The organism is Weizmannia acidilactici (assembly GCF_008974225.1).
In the GTDB taxonomy this organism is placed as follows: domain Bacteria; phylum Bacillota; class Bacilli; order Bacillales; family Bacillaceae_C; genus Weizmannia; species Weizmannia acidilactici.
In genome coordinates, this window is the sequence record NZ_BKZR01000002.1 from 17061 (window position 1) to 42701 (window position 25641).

The window sequence follows — 25641 nt, forward strand, 5'->3', positions numbered from 1 at the left end:
GGAGGAATCGAAGGGAGGAACCCAATTTGCCGCAAAATCAATCTTCGATACGATTTTCTTTAGAAGAATTGATTTGGTTTAAAAAAGGACAGGAAGTTGAAGAACTTTTATCGATATCATTGGATCCCCATATTACCATCCAGGAACGCGACCAGTTCGTCGTCATCAAAGGCAATCTGCATTTGTCGGGGGAGTATATCGGCAACGGGAAAGAAGAGGGGGAAGATGTCCTATTCCGAAAATATGTGCAGACGGTGCAATACCGGGAAGAGGACGGGGTATTCGAATTTTACCAGTCGTTTCCGGTGGACATCACGGTCCCGATTGCAAGAATCGCCAGTTTAGATGTGCTTGATGTGAATATTGAGGGATTTGATTACCAATTTCACGGGACGGATTGTTTGAAAATTAATGCAGATTTGGCAATTGAAGGCATCCTTGAACGAGAAGAGGAAGATGAAGAGGAAACCGCTTCTTATCCTGCCCGTACTGAAGAGGGATTTGCTGATGGATTTGCAGAAAAAGAGGAGGATGTCTTCGCGCAGCCGGAATGGCAGTATTGGCAGGAAGAAGAGGAAAAGGAGAAAGAAAGTGAAATAACTTTTAAGCGTGAACCGGAAAACTTGCAGGAAGAAGAAAGCGCAGAAAGTTATGAAGTAGTCCCCGTAGAAGAGGCATCGGAAAGGGAGGAAGCAGAGGAAGACGGCGCCGCCGAATCGGATCTTTATGAACCTTTTATGATAGAGGCGCATATGGATCCGGAAGAAGAAACCGCCCCCGTTGTCCAGCAAGAGCCCGTTTTAAAGGAACTGAATTTGCTTGATCCGGTAGAGCTGCCGGAGAAAGAAGAAGTGGCAACGGGCCGGGAAGAACAGGAACTTGTACTAAGCCAGGCGGAATCGGCAGGGGAAGAACCGGCCCGGGAAGAATTATCTTCGTCTTCAGCTGAAACGGCAGAGGAAGAACTGATCCGGGGAGAATCATCTTCGTCTTCAACAGAATCGGAATCAGAAGAGGCAGCGCACTCAATGGAACCGGCAGCGGAAGAATCGTCTTCATCTGCCATTGAGCATGCGGAAGCAGAGGAAGAAGAATCGGAAGAAAAGGAGGAAGTGGCCAAAAAGAAAAAGAAGAAGAAATCAAAATACGAATCGATTTCACTCACCGACTTTTTCGCGCGCAAAGCGGAGGAAAAACCGGCCAAGTTAAAAGTATGCATTGTGCAGAACGGAGAAACGCTGGATCAGCTTGCTCAAAAATATAATATCAATGTACAGCAAATTTTGCGGATGAACCATTTGGATATTAACCAGGATGTGCATGAAGGGCAGGTGTTATACGTTCCCGCCAATGCCCGTCCCGAAAAGAAAAACTAAAGCGGACTCCGGGGTTCTTCCAATTGCGGGGCAGAACGCTTCCGCTGTTTAAGAAGGTGAGATTGTTGGCTGACCTTTCGCAGCAGGATATGAAAAATATCATGCAGCTGTATGGGCTGAAGGCGAATTTCATGGAGCGGTACGGAAAAGCTTATAAAATTTATGCCGACCAGGGCGTTTTTGCCTTGAAAAAGATTCCTCCTCAAACCGGGATGGGGTTCATCCGCCATATCCAGTTCCTGTACCAGCGGGGGTACAACCGGATTATCCCGGTTTATCCGGCTTTGGACGGCCGCTATGGCGTGCTGTACAACGGAACGCTCTTTTATTTGATGCCGTGGCTCCCCAATGAAGAAAAGGAAGAACGCGGCGAAAAGCATAAAAAAATGTTCCGGGAATTGGCGCGCCTGCACGGCTTATCCGTTAAGGAAGTGGAAATTTCAAAAGACACGCGCCGAAAACATTATGAGGAAACGCTTGCTCGCTGGGAACAGCAGCAGGATTTTTTGGAGGAATTTCTGGAACGGTGTGAGGAACAAACCTATATGTCCCCGTTTGCATTGCTGTACTGCACGTTCTATAAAGAAATCAGCCAGGCGCTCAAATTTTCGGTACGGCAGCTGGAAGAATGGTATGACCAAACGAAAGAAGCGGCAAAGGCAAGGACGGTTACTGTACACGGGAAAATATCAACGGAGCATTTCCTTTACGACGAACGCGGTTTGGGCTATTTCGCCAACTTTGAACAGGCCGAAACGGCGGCGCCTTTTTATGATTTGCTCCCTTTTTTGTCGCGGACGCTCCATGCTTATCCGAAACGTTTTGACGAATGCGTCGAATGGGTAAAGACGTATTTCAGCTATTTTCCGCTGCGCGAAGACGAGAAATGTTTATTTTTCAGCTACCTTGCCCATCCCGCGCCGATCATCCAAATTGTCGAATCTTATTTTGCGGACGGGGCAAACCGCCATGAAGCAAAAACTGTCGCGAAACTGCAGGAAAAGTACTGGCTTTTGAAAAATACGGAATATGTCGTCATGCAGCTATCACAGGGGGCTGCCCCCGCTTAAAACTGTATCCAAAAGCGGGGCAGGCCATTAAAACCATTCATACTGAAAACCGAGATAAATGAGAATAAAAATGGCGAGGAGAAGGACATCAAACGTGGTCGGGAAAATGATTGTGCGGATGGCCTGGAAGACGGCAAACGGAAGAATCAGCTGTTTGCAGGCGTTTATGGCATTCCGTCCCCACGAGCGGAAAGTATATTTATTAAAATTCTTTTTCATCGGCTCACCACCTATCCTTCGATTATGGATAATGTATGAAAAACCGGCCGGATAGGTGAATACATATGAATCCTTGCCAACATGAATATTTTCCATGAAATTGGGCAATTATATTGACGATTTCCAAAAAAATCGATACTATTAAATAAAGCCAATTTCTAAAGCGGAAATACAAGGAATGGGAAGAGTATAACCGCGTTTCCATTTAGAGAGGGAAATCATTTGCTGAAAGATTTCCTATGTGCAAACCGGTTAGAAGGTCGCCCAAGAGTAGCTTTTGTGAACTTTGAGTAGCAAAAGCCGGCGAAGTGCCGTTATCGACCCCGAGTGCCGGGCGAATTTTTTTGCCCGTGAAAAAAGGTGGTACCGCGAAACTAGCTCCCTTCGTCCTTTTACGGCGAAGGGAGCTTTTGCTTTTCAGGGGGCTTATGCGGCCGCCGCAAAATGTCCGGGCTGCATGATGGGCGTGTGGGATGAATAAAGTCTTCCCTAACCAGACAAGAAAGGAATGATTTGAATGGGACAGCAGGAAATCAGCATGCCGACAAAATATGATCCGAAAGCTGTTGAAAAAGGACGTTATGAATGGTGGGTGAACGGGAAATTTTTCGAAGCGAAAGATGCTCCGGATAAGCAGCCGTACACAATCGTGATCCCGCCACCGAACGTGACCGGGAAACTCCATTTGGGCCACGCCTGGGACACGACTTTACAGGATATATTAACGAGAATGAAACGGATGCAGGGCTATGATGTGCTCTGGCTGCCGGGCATGGACCACGCCGGGATTGCCACGCAGGCGAAAGTTGAAGCGAAACTGCGCAGTGAAGGCAAGTCCCGATACGATCTTGGACGCGAAAAATTCGTGGAAGAAACGTGGAAATGGAAAGAAGAATACGCTGCTTTTATCCGCAAACAGTGGGCAAAGCTCGGCCTAGGCCTTGACTACTCGCGTGAACGATTCACCCTGGATGAAGGCTTATCCAAAGCTGTTAAGGAAGTGTTCGTTTCGCTTTACAAAAAAGGCTTGATTTACCGCGGCGAATACATTATCAACTGGGATCCGGAAACGAAAACGGCGTTATCCGATATTGAAGTGGTTTACAAAGATGTACCGGGCGCTTTTTACCATTTCGCTTACCCGTTAAGCGACGGTTCCGGCACTATTGAGATTGCGACAACACGGCCGGAAACGATGCTCGGCGATACTGCGGTGGCGGTTCACCCGAAAGATGAACGTTACCAGCATTTGATAGGCAAAACGATTACTCTGCCGATTGTCGGGCGCAAAATCCCGATCATTGCCGATGAATATGTCGATATGGAATTCGGGACCGGCGCGGTAAAAATTACGCCTGCCCATGACCCGAACGATTTCGAAGTCGGCAACCGCCATCATCTGCCGCGCATTCTTATCATGAACGAAGACGGCACGATGAACGAAAATGCCGGGAAATACGAAGGCATGGACCGTTTCGAATGCCGTAAACAGATTGTCCGGGATTTAAAAGAACTCGGCGTATTGGTTAAAATCGAAGACCATATGCATTCGGTCGGCCATTCCGAGCGGAGCGGCGCGGTAGTCGAACCGTATTTATCGACGCAATGGTTTGTCAAAATGCAGCCGCTCGCCGAAGCCGCCATTAAACTGCAGCAGTCGGAAGGCAAAGTGCATTTTGTGCCGGAACGATTCGAAAAAACATATTTGCACTGGATGGAAAATATCCGCGACTGGTGTATTTCGCGCCAGCTTTGGTGGGGTCACCGGATTCCGGCCTGGTACCATAAAGAAACCGGCGAAGTTTACGTAGATGTGGAACCACCGAAAGACATCGAAAACTGGGAACAGGATCCGGATGTTTTGGACACATGGTTCAGTTCCGCGCTCTGGCCGTTCTCGACGATGGGCTGGCCGGTTAAAAATGCGAAAGACTATCAGCGCTATTATCCGACGGACGCGCTTGTTACCGGCTATGACATCATTTTCTTCTGGGTATCGAGGATGATTTTCCAAGGGCTAGAATTCACCGGGAAACGCCCGTTCAAAGACGTGCTCATCCACGGACTCGTGCGCGACGAGCAGGGCCGGAAAATGAGCAAGTCGCTTGGCAACGGTGTTGACCCGATGGATGTCATCGACCAATACGGTGCTGACTCTTTGCGATACTTCCTTGCAACAGGCAGCTCCCCGGGGCAGGATTTGCGTTTCAGCTATGAAAAAGTCGAATCGGTTTGGAATTTTGCCAATAAAATTTGGAATGCATCCCGTTTTGCACTCATGAACATGAACGGGCTGAAATTTGAGGAAATTGATCTGTCTGGCGAAAAATCGGTGGCCGACAAATGGATTTTAACAAGGCTGAATGAAACGATCGAAACGGTTACGAAGCTTGCTGATAAATATGAATTTGGCGAAGTCGGAAGGGTGCTTTACAACTTCATTTGGGACGATTTCTGCGACTGGTACATTGAAATGGCGAAACTGCCGCTGTACGGCGATGAGGAAGCGGCAAAAAAAACGACCCGCTCAATCCTCGCTTATGTGCTTGACAATACGATGCGGCTCTTGCATCCGTTCATGCCGTTTATTACCGAGGAAATTTGGCAAAACCTGCCGCATGAAGGGGAATCGATCACAACGGCGGCCTGGCCGACCGTCAACGAAGCGCTAAGTGATCCGGAAGCGAGTGAGGAAATGAAGCTGCTTGTTGAAATCATCCGTTCGGTACGGAACATCCGTTCGGAAGTGAACACGCCGCTAAGCAAAAAAATCAAGCTGCATTTGAAAGCGAAAGATGAAAAAGTGCTGGCGGCGTTGGAACGGAATGAAGCGTACATTACCCGCTTCTGCAACCCGGATGAGCTGAAAATGGGGCTTGACCTTGAAGCGCCGGATAAAGCGATGACTGCGGTAGTTTCGGGGGTAGAACTGTTCCTGCCGCTTGAAGGCCTGATCAACTTTGAGGAAGAAATGGCACGGCTCAAAAAAGAGCTGGAGAAATGGAACAAAGAAGTCGAACGTGTGCAGAAAAAACTCAGCAATGAAGGATTCTTGAAAAAAGCGCCGGAAAAAATCATTGCTGAAGAAAGGGCAAAAGAAAAAGATTATCTCGAAAAACGGAGCGTTGTGGAAGCACGCATCAAAGAACTGCAAAACCAATAATGCCAGCGAATCAGGAAGGGCTGTTTTGAAGGCGAATCTCATCGTGGATTCGTCTTCCTTACATATCAGGAGGTTTGGACATCATGTTTGGAACATATGAAGAAGCGGTCAGCTGGATCGAATCCCGTTTGAAATTCGGAATGAAGCCGGGCCTTGAAAGGATGCAGTGGTTTATGGAACAAATGAATCACCCGGAGCGGAGAGTGAAAACCGTCCATGTCGCTGGCACGAACGGGAAAGGGTCAACGGTTACTTACCTGCGTAATATTTTGCAGCAGGCAGGCTTCAAAGTCGGGACGTTTACTTCCCCCTATATTGAACAGTTCAACGAAAGGATCAGCGTCAACGGCGCTCCGGTAGCGGATGCGGATCTCGTGCGGCTTGTCAACCATATCCGGCCGTTAACGGAGGAGCTGGAGAAAACGGAATTTGGTCCGCCGACAGAGTTTGAAGTGATTACGGCGATGTCGCTTTATTATTTTGCCGACATCCATCCGGTTGATATTGTGATATACGAAGTCGGGCTCGGCGGTAGGTTCGATTCGACAAATGTGATCACGCCGCTTGCCAGCCTGATTACAAATATCGGCCATGACCATATGAATGTACTCGGCAATACGATAGCAGAAATCGCATATGAAAAAGCTGGCATCATCAAGCCGGGGGTTCCGGTTGCCACAACAGCCGTGCTGCCGGAAGCACTGAAGGTGATTGAAGAAAAAGCGGAAAAAGAAGGGGCATCGCTGTTCCGAGCCGGGCAGGATTTCTCTTTTGCTTATACAGGTGGCGATGCGTCCGGCGAACATTTCAATTTTACTTCCCCGTACGGCTCGTACAAACACTTATCGATTTCGATGAAAGGGCGCCATCAAGTTTACAATGCGTCGCTTGCGGTGATGGGGGCCGAACTGTTAAAGCACGCCCATCAGTTCGCAATCGGGCAGTGTGATTTGGAAAAAGGATTAATGGAAAGCAAGTGGATCGGCCGTTTTGAGCAGCTGCTTTCCGATCCAATCGTGATCGTTGACGGCGCGCACAACCCGGAAGGCATTGACAGCTTAATTGAAACGATGGAAACACATTTGCGTGGGAAAAAAATCCGGATTATTTTTTCAGCGCTCGGCGATAAAGATCTGGAGCACATGATCCCGAAGCTTGACCATAAAGCCGACCAAATTTTATTTACAACTTTTGATTTTCCAAGGGCGATTCCGGCAAAAGCATTATATAATATAAGCCATCACCGGAATAAAACGTGTATGGAAGATTGGAAAGAGGCGATCTCGGGCACAATGGCGGAAATATGCGGCACGGATGAAGCTTTGGTCATTACCGGATCCTTGTATTTTATTTCACAGGTACGGAAATATATTCTTGAATATTACGCTTGAGCGTCCAGACAGCGGGAAGCGGGCAGGGCTAAATGGTTCTGTCCTGCTTTTTTGTTCTTTTTAGTGAATACTTTCTTTTGACTTTTTGGTAAAATGAGAATCATAGAGGCAGATTTTAGGACTTTTTACTTATCGGAGGTTGCCATGAAAACATCCCTTTTCCGAAATAAGCTTGGATTTACGCTTGTTGAAGTGCTGGCTTCCATCACGATCCTCGGCATCATTGGCATTACCGTCGGCTCGGTGCTGGCCAATAATGCAGGCATTACAAAAAAAGCCGGCGATTCATTGTCCGCCCTTCAAATTGCAAACGGTATGCTAAGAGCTTACCAGAAAAAAGATTTCACTGAAGTCCAGCAGCTTGAAGGTACTAGGCAGGCCGACATCCAGTCTGTTTTAGGATTGGATACCAGCGACGGGATTTCCCAGTATAACGCGTATGTGACCGTTTCGGAACCAACGGACTCCAGATTATCCGGGCGCCTGCTGCTTGTCAAAGTGAAGGTGGAAACGGACGGGAACCCCCGGCCGGTTGAAGTGGAAGGGTATGTGAAAAAATGAGGTTTCGGAGTGAAAAAGGGTTTACTTTAGTTGAACTATTGGCAGCCGTTACGATTTCCTTTTTGATCATTGGCGTTATTTATGCCGTATTTCAATCGGTCATTGCCCAGTCCAAAAATGATATGGCCCGCAAAAATTTCGTAAAAGAACAAACGGCCATTTTGCAGTCTATGAACAGGGCGATGGAAAATGTGGATTCCTTGGAGCCGGAGGACGAAAACGATGACGGGACATTCACGAGCTTTAATGCAGTTGACATTGAGACGGATGTAGGGGATAACGGGTCTTATCACGAAAATCAAACAAGCACATTGATTGCTGTTTCGGATGGCAATTTGTCGATTGGGGGAACAATTGCCAACAGCGACGGGATCTCCCTTACCGGAACAACTTTTTCAATTGCAAACGGCAGCCTGAAATGCAATTTTGTCATCAAAGATACGCAAAATAATTTGGAGAAAAAAATGTATGTGTCTTATAAACTGGGCGGGGAGGGAAACCAGTGATGAAAGTTTTAAAAGATGAAAAAGGCTACACGCTTGTGACCGTGCTGCTCATTTCGGCAGTTGTCGCCATCATCATCATTTCACTCTTTTCTGCTTCTATCGGCACATACAAAACCGTAAAAGTATCCGAATCCGGCACGCAGGATAGGTTAAAAGCCGAAATGGTTGCAGATGAAGCCACTGCGCTCATTGAAAACGAGGTGGACAGCATCAACAACACGATCGCAAGTGGCAATGTGCTGCCAAGCCAGCTGCTGGGCATGCTGCAAACGAAGCTTGCCGCCATTGCCGAGGAGAAAAAAAACGAGTGCTCGATCGATTATAAAACGTTGAAAGATGGAACTGGCGAAGACGGAATTGTCATGGAAAAGATCACGATTACCGTTCCGGCCGGCGATTCCGGAAAAGTTTTGACAAAAGTCATGACGCTTTCAACTGTATCGGAAGTGTTCCAATATACTGCGGTGACGCCGTCCAATATGTATTTGTACGGGGCATCTTATATCATTGGGGACGTAAATGTCGGCGGGAATATGTATGTTTCCGATTATGGGAATTACATTGAAGGGAACACGAAATATGTTCAAACATATTATCCGGCAATCAACGGGACATTAACCGTTAAAGGAAATTATTACGAAGCGGACCAGAGGCCGTCGAGCCCCCAGACGAGCTCTCCCGTAAATCAGAATTACAATTGGAAGGCATTTGATGTTTCCAACATCAATAAGTATTTTTCTGTTGCGCCAACACTAAAAAACCGTAATTTAACGGTCGATAAAATAGATGTAGCGGGAATCATCACAAGCAAGGCGCTGTCATGGCCAAGCGGTGTGAAAATAAATTCAAACAGCCCCTATTCCTCAGACAGCAGCGGCAATGGTTATGCCTATGATTTAACGGTTGGCCAGAACAGCAACCCAACCGTAAACGGTAATTTATATATACGCGACGACTTAACGGTAGGGCAAAACGGCAGCCTAACCGTAAACGGAAATTTATATGTATATGATGACTTGACGGTAAAAGGAAGTTTAACGGTCAAAGGCAATATATATGTAGGCGGCAGCGCAGATTTAAACGGGACGCTGTCGGTAACTGGAGCAGACAAGTATATTTATGTAGCCGGAAGTGCAACATTGAGTGATGTTTCCGCACTGAATTTAAACGGGGTGATGTACGTTAACGGTTCTGTTGCGAGTTCCGGGGATATCAACACGAACGGCAGCATTTATGTGCGCGGCGATGCCGATGTCAGGAATTTTTCAAACAGCGCAGGCACACTCATATTGCTTTGCGGCGGAAATATTGAACTGGCCAATAATAACCTGTACCAGGATAACCCGAAAGAAATTGATGCTTATCTTTATTCAAACAGCGACTTGTTTATTTACGGTATCGGCTCGAATCTGAAAATCAACGGTGGCATTTACGGGGACACCATCAGCTTGAGCGCTTCTAGAGGAACAACGAAACAAGTGCCGGTATATTTGCTGGGTTTTATCTTTGTCGGTTACGAACTGGATTTTCAAAATCCTCAGCCTACCGATCCGGCAAAGTCAAGATTAACAGTCGTCTTCAAAAAAGACCTGATTTTAAATCCTCCGAAAGGTATTCCGACAGTTGATAAAATGACATTGAAAGAAATCGACACTTCTTATAAATGAACATCGGGAAAAAGGCGCAGTACATTCTTCCCATTCGCGCCGATTTGTACTAAAATTACTTATAGTTTAATCGTTTCATTGTTTAACAATAGCGTTTTTTAGACCAATCGTGAAAGAGGTGGGGCCGGTGGATTTCCTCACTGCTGCTGTTGCCGTTATCTCGTTTTTATGCGTATTTGCCTTTTTTATTGTTTTTTCCTTCGGTTTTTCTAAAAAAGGCATTATCGTCCTGATTTCAACTGCTTTTCTGCTGGCGCTTTTCGGCATTTTGGCAAGCAGTGTTTTCCCTTTATGGGAAAGCTATTTGATCACCTTCCTGCTTGTGCTTTGCGTTTCCTATCTTTTTGAGAAAAGGCTGGCGTTTCTGTTTGTGGAAGGGGGCAATCATGCTGATGCCTTTCCGGGTTGGGGGGAGCAGGAGGCTTTTAACGGGAAACCGGGTGCAGCAGAATTGTCTGTTACATATCCCGAAAACATTGATGCAGCGCAAACTGCGGAAGATGCAGCTGAGCCGGAACGGGAACCTTCTTTAGCGGACCGGCAGGAAAAGGTTGGGTCTGCATGGGAAGAACTTGAAAATCCTGCAGCCGAAACTGTAGAAAGGCCGGCGGAAGTACCGGTCATTGAAACCGGCACAGGTGTTCAGGAAGTTTCCCAAGACGGGGATGATGAAGAAACGGATTTCCTCGATAACCGCCTGGCAATGCTTGAACAGGGCACGGAGGAAAGCCCTGCCGAAACGGAAGATGCGCTGGAAATGTACCCGGTTGAAGACTGGATTACGGAATTGGAAAACCCGGATACTTCTTCCGGCACACATACTATTGACGAAGAAGCCGACCTGCAAGTCCTATTAATTGCTGATGCTGTTTCCGGTGTGGAAGAGGAAGAAAAAAGCGGTCAGGTTTCGCCGCCGGAAAATGTTCAATATTTTGAACAAGAAGAAATCCCGCTCCTCTCCCCCGATGAAGTTTTCGCAGAAAAGGAAGCTGAAGGAAACATTCCTGGGGCAGGCAGCGGGGAAGAGATCCAGCCGCTTGCTCTTGAAGAAACAGAAGTTCCGCCGCAGCTTGTTCGGGAAAGAAGCGAAGGGTGTGGCGAAAGCCCTGTGAAAGCTGAGCATGATGATCTTGAAGCGGTAACAGCCGGTGCGGAGGAGCACGTTGAAAAAGCTGAAGTAGAAGCCGCGGCGGTAAGCGAACCTTTTAGCCTGGATGAAAAAGAAATAGAACCAGTAGTTGAAACAAACACTGCTTCAGAGAAGGTAAATCTATTGCGGAAACAATTGCTGGATATTTTAATTGAACAGCTTCATCTGGCCCGCCTCACCCGTCCGGCTGAAGAGTATGAGCAGCTTGTCAAGGAACATTTGCAGCCAAGCCTGCCTAAGGAAGATTACTTTGCATTTGCGGGTCTTTTGATTGAACATTACATAGCGGAGCACGATTTTGATAAGCTGGGAGCCCTTCTTGAAGATTTGTCGGAAAAATACGCGCAGTACCCGGTGATCCGGGATGAAATCCTATTTTTAAAACATCAATACTGCCAATAGAAAAATTGAAGAAACAGGTGTGGTGAACAGGATGAAAAAGAGTACGCAAATTTTGGGGCAGCCGATTATCAGCATTTCTGACGGTGCCGAAATCGGAAAAGTGAAATCGTTTGTGATTAATCCGGATAAAGGATCCGTTGATTTTTTAACAATAGAGCATGAAGACTGGCAAGTAAGCGTAAAAGCGATCCCGTTTAAAAAAGTCATCGGGATCGGGGAATATGCCGTCACGGTTGAAAGCGACAGGGCTGTCATAGATTTAAAAGAAATCCCGGTCGCGGACCAGCTTGTAAACAAAAAAATCAGGATCATTGCGGCAAAGGTGATGACCCGGAAAGGCGAGCTGCTCGGCGAAGTGAAAGAATTTTATGTCGATGAAGATACAGGCTGCATTCCGGGTATTGTTTTGCTGGCGGGCGAAACGGAAGAAATCCTTTCATCTGATTTTATCATGACGTACGGAAAAGATATCATCATCGTTAAAGAAGAAGCACCCGGCCATTTCCTCGACTCGGCCGACAAGCTTCTTCAGAAAATGGAAGCGGAAGAAACCGAAGAAATTTCAGCGGAAGGCGGGATGGATGTGCTGCGGACAAAACAGGTGGAGCTGTTAAAAGGGAAAAAAGCATCCAAAGACATCTACACGGGCAGCGGTGAACGCATCATTGCATCCGGTACGATCCTGTCGGAAGAAGATATCGTGCGCGCCCAGGAAGCAGGGCCGGGCGTTTTTGTTGAATTATCAATGAATGTTGAAGAGTAAGGAAAGGCAGGGTTGAAGTGTGGGAAACAAGCGGTTTTTAAAAGTTTTCATCATCTTGTTTACGAGTACGGCTTTTATTTTAGGTTTCTCACATTTCGGGGCTTTTGCCATAGAAAAAGGATTCGGCCATACCGAAAAATTTTCTGAAGGTACATCTGCCGGAGGTGTCGATCTGTCCGGGTTAACAAAAGACGAAGCACAGCAAAAACTGGAAAATGCCGTGCAAAAATGGAAGGCATCCCATCCTGTTACGCTTTTGTATTTAAACCAATCTATTAAACTTCCGGCTGCCGAGCTGCGATTTGATCTTGCGGAAAGCTTAAACCGGGCGCAGGATGGCAAGCCTGGGAAGCTATACGTAACGGTCAATAACAGCGGACTGGTCAAGATGATTTCGGAATCTTTTCCGGAAATCAGCCTCGAAGACTGGAATATCGGCCAATTAAATACTGCCATTTGCAATGCGGCATCCCGCCTTGAAACCGGTAATCTCACCTTTGATCTGGCTTCTTATGCAATTCAAGCGGACCAATCCGAAAAAACAGTCTCGAAAGCCGTATTAACGGCCATACCTGAAGCGGAGGCGTACGAGCTGGAAACATGGGCCAAGCAGTTTCCAAAACTGGACATCCCCGCGCAAAGTGCATTTTCTTTATTAAAAACAGCGGGGAAAACCGGCTCTGCTTTTTCGAATACTGCGATGAGTATGATCGCAACAGCCATTTATGAAGCGGTTCTGCCGACGGATTTTGAAATCATTGAACGGTACACGAGCAATGAACTGCCGGGGTATGCCGCGCTCGGAAAAGAAGCAAGAATTGTAAAAGGTAAGCTCGACTTTTCTTTCGTTAATCCGAACACAACCGCTTATAAGCTGCAGTTTGCTTATCGAAATGGCGCGTTTACTGTTTCCGTTACTGGCCGACCTTTTGCTGAAAAATATAAAATTGCCGAGAAAAATGCGAAAACGATCGAACCGAAAACGGCGGTGCGCTACACTTCTTCTTTAAAAGCCAACCAATCCGTTGTGAAGCAAACCGGAAGGGCAGGCCATTACGTAAAAATATACCGGAATATTTACAGTCAGGAAAATAGCCTGCTGAAATCAACCCTGCTGTCGGAAGATTTCTATCCGCCCGTCACGAAAATTGTTTCGAAAGGATATCCGGAAGAAGCAGAAGGCAGCACAAGCAATACAAGCGGTACCACAACAGGCGGAGGTACCTCTTCCTCGGCTGACCAGAAAAGCGCTGCGGAAACAGCCCAAACTTCTAAAGATGATCTAAACAGTTCGGCTCGTTCAGGCAATTCATCTTCAGATTCGGGGCAGGCGGAAAAAAACAGTACTTCGGACAACAATCGCTCAGGCAGCACGAACAGCAAGAGCTAATGTCCCAAACGGAGACTGAAAATTTTCTTTTTGCTGCTTCTTAGGTTGATAGCCCTATGACATGAAAAAAAGCGGGGAATCGTGATGAAACAAGTACGGAAACGCCTTGGAGATTTGTTAATTGAATCAGGTTTAATCACAGAGGAGCAATTGGAACAGGCACTGAAGGAAAAAGGCGAAAACCAGAAACTCGGCGATGCGCTTCTCCAGCGCGGATACATCACTGAACAGCAGCTAATTGAAGTGCTGGAATTCCAACTGGGCATCCCTCATATCAGCCTTTTTCGCTATCCTTTCGACCAGAGCATTATGAATCTCGTACCGAAAGAAATAGCAAAACGGAATTTGCTCATTCCGCTTAAAAAAGACGGGGATAAATTATATGTCGCAATGGCGGACCCGATGGATTTCAATGCGATTGATGACCTGAGGCTGTCGACCGGGTTCCGGATTGAACCGGTTATTGCGTCTAAAGATGATATTTTGCGGGCCATCACCAAGTGTTATGAATTTGATGACGGCGTGGAAGAAATGCTGAGCGGCATAATCGAAAATGAAGAGTCGGCGGAAATCCAGGCCGGCGAAGAAGATTCACCGGTTGTCCAACTCGTGAACCAAATCCTTCAAAATGCCGTCCAGCAGCGGGCAAGCGATATCCATCTGGACCCGCAGGAAACGAAATTTATTGTCCGTTACCGTGTGGACGGAATCTTACGGACGGAAAGGGTTCTGCCAAAAACGATGCAGAACGTCTTGACGGCGCGCATTAAAATCATGGCGAATCTGGATATCACCGAACACCGCGTTCCACAGGACGGACGGATCAAGATCGATTTGGATTTCCATCCGGTTGATATTCGCGTATCCACCTTGCCGACCATATATGGTGAAAAAATCGTGCTGCGGATTTTGGACCTTTCCAGCGCGATCAATGATATCCGCCAACTCGACTTTAATAAGCTGAATTTTCAGCGCTTTTCGCAGCTTATTCAGCGCCCGAACGGTATCATTTTGATTACGGGCCCGACCGGATCAGGAAAATCATCCACGTTATATGCAGCCTTAAACCACCTGAACAATGAACAGGTCAATATCATCACGGTTGAAGACCCGGTGGAATACCAGATCGAAGGTGTGAACCAAATTCAGGTGAACACAGCGGTAGGAATGACATTTGGGAAAGGCTTACGGGCGATTTTGCGGCAGGATCCGAATATCATCATGGTCGGGGAAATCCGCGACAAAGAAACCGCAGAAATCGCCATCCGGGCATCACTTACAGGACACCTGGTCTTAAGCACCCTGCATACGAATGATGCGCTCGGCACGATTACAAGATTAATAGATATGGGAGTTGAGCCTTTTCTCGTCGCTACTTCGTTAAGTGGTGTCGTTTCACAGCGGCTTGTGCGCAGGGTGTGCCGCGACTGCGCGGAGGAACAGGCGCCAACCAAACGCGAAATCGAAATTTTTGCCAAGCGCGGCATTAAAATTGATAAAATCGTGCGCGGCCGCGGCTGCGGAAACTGTAACATGACCGGCTATAAAGGGCGGATGGCGATCCAGGAACTGCTCGTGGTCAATGAAAACATCAGGCGCGGCATTATGAACGGGGAACCGCTGTCCAAACTCAGGGAATATGCGATCCAGAATAAGACGATTTTTCTGCTTGATGACGGATTACTAAAGGTAAAACAGGGTTGGACGACGACGGAAGAAATTTTGCGCGTCGCCCTGCCGGAGTAGGTGAAGAAAATGAAGGAAAAAATTGAGTATTTGCTTCGCTCAGCTTTTGAGTTAAAAGCTTCGGATCTTCATTTGACCGTTGGTGTTCCGCCGATCATGCGCATAAACGGCCAATTAAAACGGTACGGCAAGGAGCCGATGACCCCGCAGCTGACGGAAGGAATGGCGAAAGCGATCATCTCCGATACGATGTGGCCGGTCTTTTTGGAACGCGGTGAGATTGATTTTTCATACGGGATCCCTGGCGTTTCCCGTTTTCGGATTAACGCGTACCGGCAGCGGAACTGTGTCTCTTTGGCGATCCGCGTGGTGCCGACAAAAATACCGACAGTCGAGGAACTGCATCTTCCGCCGGTTTTATATTCGTTCACGGAAAAGCCGAATGGGCTGGTGCTTGTGACCGGCCCGACCGGCAACGGAAAATCGACGACGCTTGCCGCGATGATCGACCATATGAACAAAACGTTGCATAAGCACATCATTACGCTCGAAGATCCAATTGAATATTTACATAAGCATCAAAACTGTATCATCGACCAGCGCGAAATCGGATTTGATACGCAAAATTTTGCGAACGGCCTGCGTGCGGCGCTGCGCCAGGATCCGGATGTCATTCTCGTCGGGGAAATGCGCGATTTGGAAACGATCCACACGGCGATTACGGCGGCTGAAACCGGGCATCTCGTGCTCGGGACGCTCCATACGTCAAGCGCGCCGTCTACGATCGACCGGATTATCGATGTGTTTCCGCCCTCCCAGCAGCCGCAAATCCGCATCCAGCTTGCCAACGTTTTGGTCGGCATCGTGGCGCAGCGGCTTTTCCCGACAGCGGATAACAAAGGGCGGAGGGCGGCGACGGAAATTTTGGTGAACAATGCGGCCATCGCCAATCTGATCCGCAATGAAAAAATCCACCAGATTGTCAATGTCCTGCAGACGAGCCGCGCGCTCGGCATGCACACGCTTGAAACCGATGTGAAGGAATTGCTCCAAAGCGGCGTCATTTCAAAGGAAGCAGCGGAACCTTATTTACAGGAGATCGGTCAAAATGCCACGATTTAAGTACCAGGGAAGAATGAAAACCGGGAAGAAAACCGGTACCATCACCGCAGACTCTAAAAGAGACGCGCTCTTGAAGCTGAGGGAGCAAGGCGTGCGGGTGATTGAAATCAATGAATTGCCCGAAACGCTGTTGACAATGGAAATCAGCCTCGGCAACCGTGTGAAACTACAGGATTTTGTCATATTCCTCCGCCAGTTTTCCACGCTCCTGAAAGCAGGCGTCACGGTTGTGGATTCGACAAGAATACTGGCGAACCAGACGAGCAGCAAAACGCTGAAAAAGACGCTGTTGGAAGTCGAGGAAGACCTGCGCAGCGGAATTGCGTTGTCGCAGGCGGCCGCAAAACATAAAAAAGTGTTTACTCCGATGTTTATCAATATGGTGTATGCCGGTGAAGCGGGCGGAAGCCTTGACGATACATTGGACAGGCTCGCCACTTATTACGAAAAACAGCACCGTACCCAGCAAAAAGTGCGGTCGGCTCTGACGTACCCGATTTTTGTCGGTGTGATGGCGATTGTGGTCGTAATTTTTATGCTGGTTAAAATCGTCCCGACTTTTGTTTCTATTTTAAATGATTATAATGCGAAACTGCCGGCGGTAACCCGCTTTGTTTTGGCGATGAGTGGCTTTTTGCAGCAATTTTGGTGGCTGATCATACTGCTTGCTGTCGGGTTATATGTATTGTTGGTTTTTATGCGCCAAAATAAAGTGAGCAAATACTATCTCGATTATGCTTTGCTCAAAATTCCGGTATTCGGCAAGCTTGTCCAGAAATCAATCATTGCCCGTATGACAAGGACATTAAGTTCCCTATTCTCCAGCTCGGTGCCGATTTTACAGGCATTAACGATCGTTGAAAAAATCGTGGAAAATGAAGTGATGACAAATGTGATCCGCCAGTCCCGGGATGCTTTGGAAAGAGGGGAGTCGATGACCGATCCGATGCGGCGCCACTGGGTTTTTCCACCGCTTGTGACGCAGATGATCGCAATCGGGGAAGAAACGGGTGCGCTGGACGGGATGCTTGCGAAAGTTGCTGATTTTTACGAAGCTGAAGTCGAAGCTGCGACCGACCAGATGAAGGCGCTGATCGAACCGTTCATGATTGTCCTATTGGCAGGAGTAGTTGGAACGATTGTCGCATCAATTATGATTCCAATGTTTGAAATTTATAACAACGTTCAGTAAAGTGAACAAAAAATATATTCTTATTGTACAAAACTATGTATAATATAGGTAAAATGTTCTATCACCAAAGGAGGAAAAGCCATGTTGAGAAAGAAACGCAGGCTTTTAAAAAGCCAAAAAGGTTTTACTTTAATTGAATTGCTTGCTGTTATTGTTATTTTAGGGATCATTGCGGCAATCGCCATCCCGGCGATCGGAAATGTGATCAAAAACTCGAGGTTTAATGCGATTAAATCTGATGCGATCCAGGTTATTAGTGCAGCAAAACTTTATGCAGCAGATAATGATGTGAAATCAGGTGATACAATAAAACAAACAGATTTGTCAAAATATCTCGACGACAAAGATAGTACATTAAAAAAATATTCGGTTACGTTAACAACAGATTCAGATGGAAAAATTGATTACGAAGTTAATGGTTCAGGCATTGATGGTGGTGTTACAATAACATTTAAAAATGCTACTTTAAATGAAATTAATTCTGCGAAAAGAACCAGCGATAATGTTACAATAGGTCAATAATTCTATTTTGTTCAAGAAAGTTTTTTGTTAAGACTATCTACAAGCGGAGATATTCCGCTGTTTCTTTCTCTCCAAGGTCTGCTTCTTGTGCCAGGCCTTGGTTGCTAGTTTGCTAGGATTATTTGTTGAGGGGTTATCTCTATGGCATTTTCATTTTTTCCGGGTTCCAGGAAAATCGGCAATTTCATCATGAAGGACCATGTGATCCGCTATCTTGAATTGAAGCAGGCCAATCCCCCTATCGTGCAAATTTTCGGCGAGCATTATCTTCCGGAAGGGCTGATCCGCGACGGGAAAATCGTAGATGTTGAGACGCTTTCCATGATTGCCGAAGAATGCCTCGATGATTGGGGACTGAAGCGGGGAAAACACTTGATCCGGTTTACGGTTCCCGAGCATTTAGTTGTCGTGCGCAAAGTGGCTGTCCCGAAAGAAGTCGCCGTGGATGAAATCGAAGGCTATATTTACATCGAACTCGGCTCCACCATCCATCTGCCGTTTGAAGATCCGGTGTTTGATTATACGCTCCTTACCGAGGCCAATGAAGAAAAGCAAATCCTTTTATTTGCTTCGCCCAAAGACATTGTACAGGACTATGTGGACTTTTTTAACGGCATCCGCCTCAGCCCTGTCGCAGCCGATATCTCCCCTTTATGCGCCTACCGGTCTTTTTACCAGTTGAATCAGCTGAATCCGATGGACCACATTCTGCTTCTCCAGTTTGATTTATCCATGGTGAACGCCACCATTTTCCACCAGCACTTCCCTTTTCTCATGAGAGAGCTTGAGGTGGATATTCCGTTTTCAAAATGGGAAGTGGAAACCAATGCTTTCGGGGAAAAAAAGTATCACTGGCCGGAAGGTGATCCATTGCTGCAGTACCAGACCGAAAACATCTATAAAGAACTGGACAGGATCATGAATTATTACCAGTTTTCCATGAGGCAGGGCAAGGCGGCTGTCAATAAAATCCTGCTGAATGGCGATTACCCGTATTTGCAGGATATTACCGGGAAACTCTCGGAACAATTCGGCCTGCCGGTTGAGACGGCCCTTATAGAAAAAGTTTCATCCACTGCCGGCGCCCCGTTCCCCGCCCGTTTCGTTCCGTTGCTGGGGCTTGCGTTGAAAGAGGTGAAATAGATGCCGGTTGAGATTAATCTGCTGCCGAAAAAAGAACCGAAAAATATGGCTTTGCTTTTTTGGGGCGGCTTATTGGCTGCCGCATTCATCATTTTCCTGACCGTCTTCTTTTTCATGCTGCATCATGCAAAACAGGACCTCGGCGCCATAAACGAAAAAATCCACCAGGTGGAAGCGATGCAGGCTAGAGAACAGGCGAAGCAGAAAAACGATACAGACACGCAAGATTTGCGTAAACTAGCGTCCGCCGTAAAATGGGCAAAAGATTATCCCGTCAAAGCGGTGCCGATTTTGGACCAGCTCACAAAACTGCTTCCGAAATACGGCTACATTACGGATTTTTCCTGCACCGAAACGAGCGCGGACGTGACGGTTCAATTTGAATCGGGCGATGAAGTTGCTTATTACCTGAAACGGTTAAATGACAGCAAATATTTTAGCGGTGCCGTTCTGAACAACATCAAAACGGATAAAAAAGATACAGATATAGCAAGTTCCGCTTTAACGGCTGCTTCCACGTCCGGATCCGAGTCAACGTCGGGCAGCGGCAATTCCGGGTCTAACGCTAAAACGGACACGAAAAATACGGACACCTCAAATACGAAGGCGGCTTCTGGCACGAATGCCAATGCAGCGGGGGATACCGGGAGTACAGCTGCGGATACAAGCAGCGATCTACCTGTTTATTTGGCCAGTTATACGGTGCAATTAAACAAAAGTGCATTGAATGCAGCTGCGAAGAAGGAGGAAAAGCAATGAACCTCCGATTAAATAAAAGGCAATTTTCCTTGCTGATTATTCTCCTGGCCGTCTGCATTGCCGGGGCGGCAGCCTTGTACTGGTTTGTGCTGGAACCGGTAAAAGCGGAGATTGCCGTGAAAAAATCAACGTTAAAGTCGGAACAGCAGGTGCTTGACGCTTTGCATTCGAAACAGCAGATAAATCCGGAAGTGCAGCTGGGAACGGTTGTGGACCTTTTGCAGAAAGTGCCGACAAAACCGCTGACAGAACAATTTTTGCTTGATTTCCAAATGGCGGAGTCGCTCTCCGGCAGTCTGATTACTGAAATGGATTACAATCAGCAAAAGGATACAAGCAATTCAGCCTCCGCTGCGCAATCGTCTTCAACTGGTTCGAATGCTGCTTTGCCTTCCGGGATGAAAAAAATTACTTACACTTTAACCGTGGAGTCGCCGGATTATAAAAGCATGAAATCTTTTTTAAAAACAATTGAAAATTTATCGCGCATTACGATGATTGAATCGGTCGATTTTCAACAATCCAATCAAACCGCTGATTCCGCGGATCTGGAATATACGGTGACCGTTTCAACTTTTTATTATCCTGAATTGAGCCGGTATGCCGATTACTTGCCGGATATCGAAGTGCCGTCCCCAAGCCATAAAAGTGACCCGATTGCCGGGACAGCACAATAAGTTTTTAGCATGCATGGTAGTATAAACAAGCTGAATGTTAGAGGGATGGACCATGGATATAATCTGGATTGTTTATTTTGCGGTGATGGGAATGGTTTTCGGCTCATTTTACAATGTCGTCGGTTTGCGGGTGCCAAAACACGAATCCATCGCTTTTCCCGGTTCGCACTGCCCAAAATGCGGGCATCCATTAAAGTGGTATGAAAATATACCAGTGTTTTCCTATCTGGCCTTAAGGGGTAGATGCAAAAGCTGCAAGTCGCCGATTTCCGCCATTTATCCGGTTTTTGAAACGCTGACCGGACTGCTTTTTGCCTATTCATTTTCCCGGTTCGGCTGGAGCATGGAGCTTTTGTTAGCTTGCTTGTTCATTTCTCTACTTGTGATTATCACCGTTTCCGATTTGGTTTATATGCTTATTCCTGATATAGTGCTGCTGCCTTTTGCGGCCGCGATCGCCATCATACGGTTCCTCTCCCCGGCAGCGCCTTGGTGGTCCGCCTGGCTTGGGGCTGTGCTCGGATTCTGCCTTCTCTATTTGATTGCGCTTGTGACAAAGGGGGCCATGGGCGGCGGAGATATCAAACTGTATTTTGTCATCGGGCTTGTATTGGGTGTGGAGAAAATTTTTTTGTCCTTTTTTCTTGCCTGCCTGTTCGGCGCACTTTTTGGTATCGGCTTGATGGCGGCCGGCAGATTTAAAAAAAGGAAGCCGATCCCCTTTGGTCCGTTTATTGCCGCCGGTTCCCTTATTGCCTATTTTTTCGGAAACGATTTGATCGCTTTTTATTTACGAATGTACGGGCTCTCCTAGGCAGATTTTCACAAAAAATGCCGGAAATCGGCGAATTCCTTTTCAGACAAGGCGACAAAAGTCTTGTTCTTTTTTTTGCCGTTTGTGTTAGCATAAAGCAAATCGGGCAAAGAGGTGAAGGAATTGGACGAAGCGAAAAATCATGCGAAAATAACGGTCAAAATGAACGGAAAGGGCGGGCATTCGAAAGAAACAATCGAAGTCCACGACTGGAAAACAGCTGAACACGAGGTTGCCGCTGCTCATGACGGTGCAAATGAAGAGGAATCTTTTGAGTGGGTGCTGCCCGAACTGGATGCGGATAAAATTGAAGAATTCCGGCCGATCCATTATACACCCGTCCCCAAAAAGAAAAGTTTTTTCCAAAATAAACTGCCGAACAAAAAATCAATGCCGGCCATCATTTTTTCCATCGCGTCCGCCGTTGTCATCGGCGCATTATTGGGGCTTGTTGTACTGAAATTTATTGAATACGGGGACAGCCAAACGAAAAAGAGCGCCTCTGCCCCTGCAGCAGGATCCGCAGGCGGAGAAAAGCAGGCCCAGGCACAACAGCTGCCGGCATTAACGGTCGGTATCCTGCAGGCGGGGGTTTTCAGCACGAAAGAAGCCGCTGCCAAAGTTTCGGACGAGCTGGCTGCCAAAAGTGTGCCATCCATGCTGCTTACCATGGACGGCCAACATTATATTTTTGCTGGCGTCGCCGAAAGCCTGCTGGTGGTCAAAAACTTGAAAACCGTTTTTGCGGACAAAGGTGTCGAGTTGTATGCAAAAGAGATCAGTTTTTCAAGCAAAAAAATACAAACTGTGACAAACGATGATCAAATTTTCGCACAAAATACAGTTCCCCTTTTTGAAAAATTGGTGAAAGAAACTTCCAATTCGTTCCAGACCGGGACGGTTTCTGCGGACGGCATGCAGGCGATGAAAAGCAGCGCCGAAACAATCAGCAGGCTCGAAACGATAAAACAGGAAACGCTGCAACAGTTAAAGAAATACGAAACGGCCGCGTATGAATCACTGCTTTCCTATGAAAAAAGCGGAAACAAACAGGATTTGGCCAAAGCCGAGCAAAACCTGCTTGACTATGTGAAGGTGTACAGCGGGCACTGAGGCCGAACCCGCCAAAAGGGGGCTCCCTACATTACCGGGGGCCCTATTGTTTAACGGCGGTTTTTTTGGTACGATACAAGTGTATCTCCCATATTAAACCAGAAAAGAAAGTTTGGTGTATGATGGACCTCATATTGGCTTCAGGCTCCCCACGAAGAAAAGAACTCCTCCAGAAATTGCAAATTCCGTTTATTGTTGAAAAAAGCGATGAGGATGAACTAATCGATTTAACCGGTCCGCCCGAGGCAATTGTCAAGGAGCTGGCATGCAGAAAAGCGGAAAGTGTTGCCGCACATTTTCCTGAAGATGTGGTGGTCGGCGCCGATACAGTCGTGGCGCTTGAGGACCGCATCCTTGGAAAACCGGGCAGCCGCGATGAGGCGCGTAGGATGCTTCATCGTTTATCCGGCAAAACGCATACCGTCTATACCGGGGTTGCGGTTTGCTGCAAAGGGGAAACAGAAGTGTTTTTCGAAAAAACGGATGTCACTTTTTGGCATCTGTCCGAAAAAGAAATCGAACAGTACATGGACAGCGGCGAACCGTTTGACAAAGCCGGCGCATACGGCATCCAGGGATTAGGTGCGCTGTTTGTAAAGGGTGTCAGCGGCGATTACTATAATGTAGTGGGGCTGCCGGTTTCCCGTCTGTACCGTGTGCTTTCCGGACCGAAATATGCCGGTCTGTCCGGCCCCTCCGCCTCCTGAACCGGAAAAGGAGGAATACAATTGGAAAAACTACTGATCAAAGACTTATCCGCAGAAGACCGCCCGCGTGAACGGTTAATCCACCACGGGGCGGAGAGCCTTTCCAACCAGGAACTTCTCGCCATTTTGCTTCGTACCGGTACAAAAGAAGAATCGGTCCTCCAGCTTGCCAACCGGCTTTTGCACCATTTTGAGGGTCTCCGGCTTTTAAAAGGTGCCTCGCTTGAAGAAATGACGGCCATCAAAGGCATCGGCACGGCCAAAGCCGTCCAGATTTTGGCTGCGATCGAACTGGGGAGAAGAATCAACAATTTACAGCATGATGAACGCTTTGTGATCCGCACCCCGCAGGATGGGGCCAATTATGTCATGAACGACATGCGCTTTTTGGCCCAGGAACATTTCGTCTGCCTGTATTTGAACGTTAAAAACCAGGTGATCCACCGGCAAACCCTTTTTATCGGCAGCTTAAATGCTTCAATTGTCCACCCGCGGGAAGTTTTCAAAGAAGCATTAAGGCGTTCTGCCGCCTCCATTATTTGTTTCCATAACCACCCATCCGGAGACCCTTCCCCTTCAAAAGAAGATATCGAAGTTACCAAACGGCTTGCCGAATGTGGTAAAATAATGGGGATTGAAATTCTCGACCATTTGATTATCGGTGAGAAAAAATTCGTGAGCCTGAAGGAAAAAGGATATTTGTAAGGCTTTGAATTTTTTTATGGTTACGATATAATTAATCGTATGATTTTTACAGCTGGCTTTGTTGACCAAATTTGCCCAAACAACGGATGCGGCCAAAAAATGCATCTGCATATATAAGCAAAAGTATGACACAAATCGCGAAAATTAAAAGTGAAGAAAGGGAGATACATCCATGTTCGGAAGTAAAGATCTGGGGATTGATCTTGGGACAGCCAATACATTGGTTTTCATAAAAGGAAAGGGGATTGTCGTACGGGAGCCTTCCGTAGTGGCAATCCAGACAGATACAAAACAAATTGTGGCGGTTGGGGATGCCGCTAAAAAAATGATCGGAAGGACGCCGGGAAATATTGTGGCGACACGGCCGATGAAAGACGGCGTAATCGCGGATTATGAAACGACCGCTGCGATGATGAAATATTATATTCAGCAGGCCACAAATAAAAAAGGCTTTTTTTCAAAAAATCCGTATGTCATGGTCTGCGTTCCGTCCGGCATCACGGCGGTGGAAGAGCGCGCGGTGATTGATGCAACCCGCCAGGCCGGGGCAAGGGATGCTTTTACGATTGAAGAGCCTTTTGCAGCAGCGATCGGCGCCGGGTTGCCTGTCTGGGAGCCGACCGGAAGCATGGTAGTGGATATCGGCGGCGGGACGACGGAAGTGGCCATTATTTCGCTGGGCGGAATTGTGACAAGCCAGTCGATCCGCGTGGCAGGGGATGAAATGGACGAAGCGATCATCAGTTATATCCGCAAAAATTACAACCTTTTAATTGGGGACCGGACCGCAGAACAAATAAAAATGGAAATCGGTTCAGCAGGAGAGCCGGAGGGGATTGAACCAATGGATATCAGGGGCCGGGATTTGTTAACAGGTTTGCCGAAGACGATCACGATCACGGCGGAAGAAATTGCCGATGCGCTTCATGATACGGTTTATGCGATTGTTGATGCTGTGAAATACACGCTTGAACAGACGCCGCCTGAACTAGCGGCGGATATTATGGACCGCGGCATTGTGCTGACGGGCGGGGGCGCGCTTTTGCGCAATCTCGACCATGTCATCAGCAAGGAAACGGAAATGCCTGTCATCATTGCCGAAAATCCGCTTGACTGCGTCGCAATCGGTACAGGCAGCGCTTTGGAAAACATCGAACTGTTCAAAAACAAAGCAAAAGACAGTAAGTAAACAGAAAAGCGAAGGGCGTTTTCCCATCGGCGTATGAATTTCAATGCTCCCAAACTGGAAACAAGATGAGCCGAAAAGGCGAATCGATGTGGACTTATCGCAGGGTGGGGCATGAAGTTCACCAGCCGATAACGCCTGCAGCTGGACAATACGAAAAGCGGAGGCGCCTTGCTCATCAGCGTACGGATTTTTCTAGGCACTGTCTAAGATAAAGGAAACACGGCGAGGGACGAGCCGTGTGTTGGCTTATGCCAGAGGAAGGGGCTAAGAAGATTACCGGCCGGATAGGCGCTTCTGCGGGCAAAATTCTCCTGCCGGTATCATGCCGGCGGGAGAATGCATTCAAGTCGGCAA

At 47.3% G+C, this 25641-nt stretch carries 23 protein-coding genes and 1 other annotated feature; of the genes, 22 read left to right on the forward strand and 1 reads right to left on the reverse strand.

Going from position 1 to position 25641, the window contains the following annotated elements; all coding sequences use genetic code 11:
• Window positions 1-26: 26 nt before the first annotated feature.
• Window positions 27-1376, forward strand: coding sequence for a LysM peptidoglycan-binding domain-containing protein (locus GBH70_RS00860; RefSeq protein WP_151679255.1), 1350 nt, complete (start codon window positions 27-29; stop codon window positions 1374-1376).
• Between the two features lie 56 nt (window positions 1377-1432).
• Window positions 1433-2446, forward strand: coding sequence for a spore coat protein YsxE (ysxE, locus tag GBH70_RS00865; RefSeq protein ID WP_253693317.1), 1014 nt, complete (start codon window positions 1433-1435; stop codon window positions 2444-2446).
• 27 nt (window positions 2447-2473) lie between these two features.
• Here the strand turns inward: ysxE and GBH70_RS00870 are convergent, their stop codons facing one another.
• Entirely contained in the window at window positions 2474-2665 is a 192-nt protein-coding gene (locus tag GBH70_RS00870) for a YszA family small membrane protein (RefSeq protein ID WP_151679256.1), read from the reverse strand.
• A 165-nt stretch (window positions 2666-2830) separates the two neighbouring features.
• Window positions 2831-3060: a binding site (T-box leader), on the forward strand.
• Window positions 3061-3182: 122 nt separating this feature from the next.
• Between GBH70_RS00870 and GBH70_RS00875 the strand changes: the two genes are divergently transcribed.
• The 20 genes from GBH70_RS00875 (at window position 3183) to GBH70_RS00970 (ending at window position 25287) form a co-directional block, all read left to right on the forward strand.
• Window positions 3183-5828 carry a valine--tRNA ligase gene (locus tag GBH70_RS00875; RefSeq protein ID WP_151679257.1) on the forward strand — a complete coding sequence of 882 codons (2646 nt, stop codon included), beginning with the start codon at window positions 3183-3185 and terminating at the stop codon, window positions 5826-5828.
• An 83-nt stretch (window positions 5829-5911) separates the two neighbouring features.
• Window positions 5912-7219: a bifunctional folylpolyglutamate synthase/dihydrofolate synthase gene (locus GBH70_RS00880; RefSeq protein ID WP_151679258.1), complete on the forward strand. Its 1308-nt coding sequence runs from the start codon at window positions 5912-5914 to the stop codon at window positions 7217-7219.
• A gap of 144 nt (window positions 7220-7363) precedes the next feature.
• A complete protein-coding gene (locus GBH70_RS00885) occupies window positions 7364-7780 on the forward strand; it encodes a prepilin-type N-terminal cleavage/methylation domain-containing protein (RefSeq protein WP_151679259.1) in 417 nt (138 codons plus the stop codon).
• Window positions 7777-8286 carry a prepilin-type N-terminal cleavage/methylation domain-containing protein gene (locus GBH70_RS00890; protein ID WP_151679260.1) on the forward strand — a complete coding sequence of 170 codons (510 nt, stop codon included), beginning with the start codon at window positions 7777-7779 and terminating at the stop codon, window positions 8284-8286. The genes GBH70_RS00885 and GBH70_RS00890 overlap by 4 nt, the downstream gene beginning before the upstream one ends.
• Window positions 8286-9953: a polymer-forming cytoskeletal protein gene (locus GBH70_RS00895; protein ID WP_151679354.1), complete on the forward strand. Its 1668-nt coding sequence runs from the start codon at window positions 8286-8288 to the stop codon at window positions 9951-9953. Before GBH70_RS00890 ends, GBH70_RS00895 begins: the two co-directional genes overlap by 1 nt.
• A gap of 127 nt (window positions 9954-10080) precedes the next feature.
• On the forward strand, window positions 10081-11505 hold the full coding sequence (locus GBH70_RS00900) for a hypothetical protein (RefSeq protein WP_151679261.1): 1425 nt from the start codon (window positions 10081-10083) through the stop codon (window positions 11503-11505).
• A 31-nt stretch (window positions 11506-11536) separates the two neighbouring features.
• On the forward strand, window positions 11537-12268 hold the full coding sequence (locus tag GBH70_RS00905; RefSeq protein ID WP_151679262.1) for a PRC-barrel domain-containing protein: 732 nt from the start codon (window positions 11537-11539) through the stop codon (window positions 12266-12268).
• A 19-nt stretch (window positions 12269-12287) separates the two neighbouring features.
• Window positions 12288-13658: a VanW family protein gene (locus tag GBH70_RS00910; protein ID WP_151679263.1), complete on the forward strand. Its 1371-nt coding sequence runs from the start codon at window positions 12288-12290 to the stop codon at window positions 13656-13658.
• A gap of 84 nt (window positions 13659-13742) precedes the next feature.
• Window positions 13743-15404 carry a GspE/PulE family protein gene (locus GBH70_RS00915; RefSeq protein ID WP_151679264.1) on the forward strand — a complete coding sequence of 554 codons (1662 nt, stop codon included), beginning with the start codon at window positions 13743-13745 and terminating at the stop codon, window positions 15402-15404.
• Between the two features lie 9 nt (window positions 15405-15413).
• Window positions 15414-16466, forward strand: a complete 1053-nt coding sequence (locus GBH70_RS00920) for a type IV pilus twitching motility protein PilT (protein ID WP_151679265.1) — start codon at window positions 15414-15416, stop codon at window positions 16464-16466.
• Window positions 16453-17658 (forward strand): type II secretion system F family protein, encoded by a 1206-nt coding sequence (locus GBH70_RS00925; protein WP_151679266.1) that lies wholly within the window; start codon window positions 16453-16455, stop codon window positions 17656-17658. Before GBH70_RS00920 ends, GBH70_RS00925 begins: the two co-directional genes overlap by 14 nt.
• An 81-nt stretch (window positions 17659-17739) precedes the next feature.
• Window positions 17740-18180 carry a type II secretion system protein gene (locus GBH70_RS00930; RefSeq protein ID WP_151679267.1) on the forward strand — a complete coding sequence of 147 codons (441 nt, stop codon included), beginning with the start codon at window positions 17740-17742 and terminating at the stop codon, window positions 18178-18180.
• 141 nt (window positions 18181-18321) lie between these two features.
• Complete coding sequence (gene pilM, locus GBH70_RS00935; protein WP_151679268.1) at window positions 18322-19323, forward strand: type IV pilus biogenesis protein PilM; 1002 nt, start codon at window positions 18322-18324, stop codon at window positions 19321-19323.
• Window positions 19324-20082: a PilN domain-containing protein gene (locus GBH70_RS00940; RefSeq protein WP_151679269.1), complete on the forward strand. Its 759-nt coding sequence runs from the start codon at window positions 19324-19326 to the stop codon at window positions 20080-20082.
• A complete protein-coding gene (gene pilO, locus GBH70_RS00945) occupies window positions 20079-20759 on the forward strand; it encodes a type 4a pilus biogenesis protein PilO (protein ID WP_151679270.1) in 681 nt (226 codons plus the stop codon). The genes GBH70_RS00940 and pilO overlap by 4 nt, the downstream gene beginning before the upstream one ends.
• Window positions 20760-20811: 52 nt before the next feature.
• The gene (locus tag GBH70_RS00950) at window positions 20812-21573 is read left to right on the forward strand and encodes a prepilin peptidase (protein ID WP_151679271.1); all 762 of its coding nucleotides are present in this window, start codon (window positions 20812-20814) and stop codon (window positions 21571-21573) included.
• Between the two features lie 114 nt (window positions 21574-21687).
• Complete coding sequence (locus GBH70_RS00955) at window positions 21688-22686, forward strand: hypothetical protein (protein WP_253693301.1); 999 nt, start codon at window positions 21688-21690, stop codon at window positions 22684-22686.
• A 119-nt stretch (window positions 22687-22805) separates the two neighbouring features.
• A complete protein-coding gene (locus GBH70_RS00960) occupies window positions 22806-23393 on the forward strand; it encodes a Maf family protein (protein ID WP_151679273.1) in 588 nt (195 codons plus the stop codon).
• Between the two features lie 21 nt (window positions 23394-23414).
• Window positions 23415-24098, forward strand: a complete 684-nt coding sequence (gene radC / locus GBH70_RS00965; protein ID WP_151679274.1) for a RadC family protein — start codon at window positions 23415-23417, stop codon at window positions 24096-24098.
• Window positions 24099-24270: 172 nt separating this feature from the next.
• Window positions 24271-25287 (forward strand): rod shape-determining protein, encoded by a 1017-nt coding sequence (locus tag GBH70_RS00970; protein ID WP_151679275.1) that lies wholly within the window; start codon window positions 24271-24273, stop codon window positions 25285-25287.
• Window positions 25288-25641: the final 354 nt, after the last annotated feature.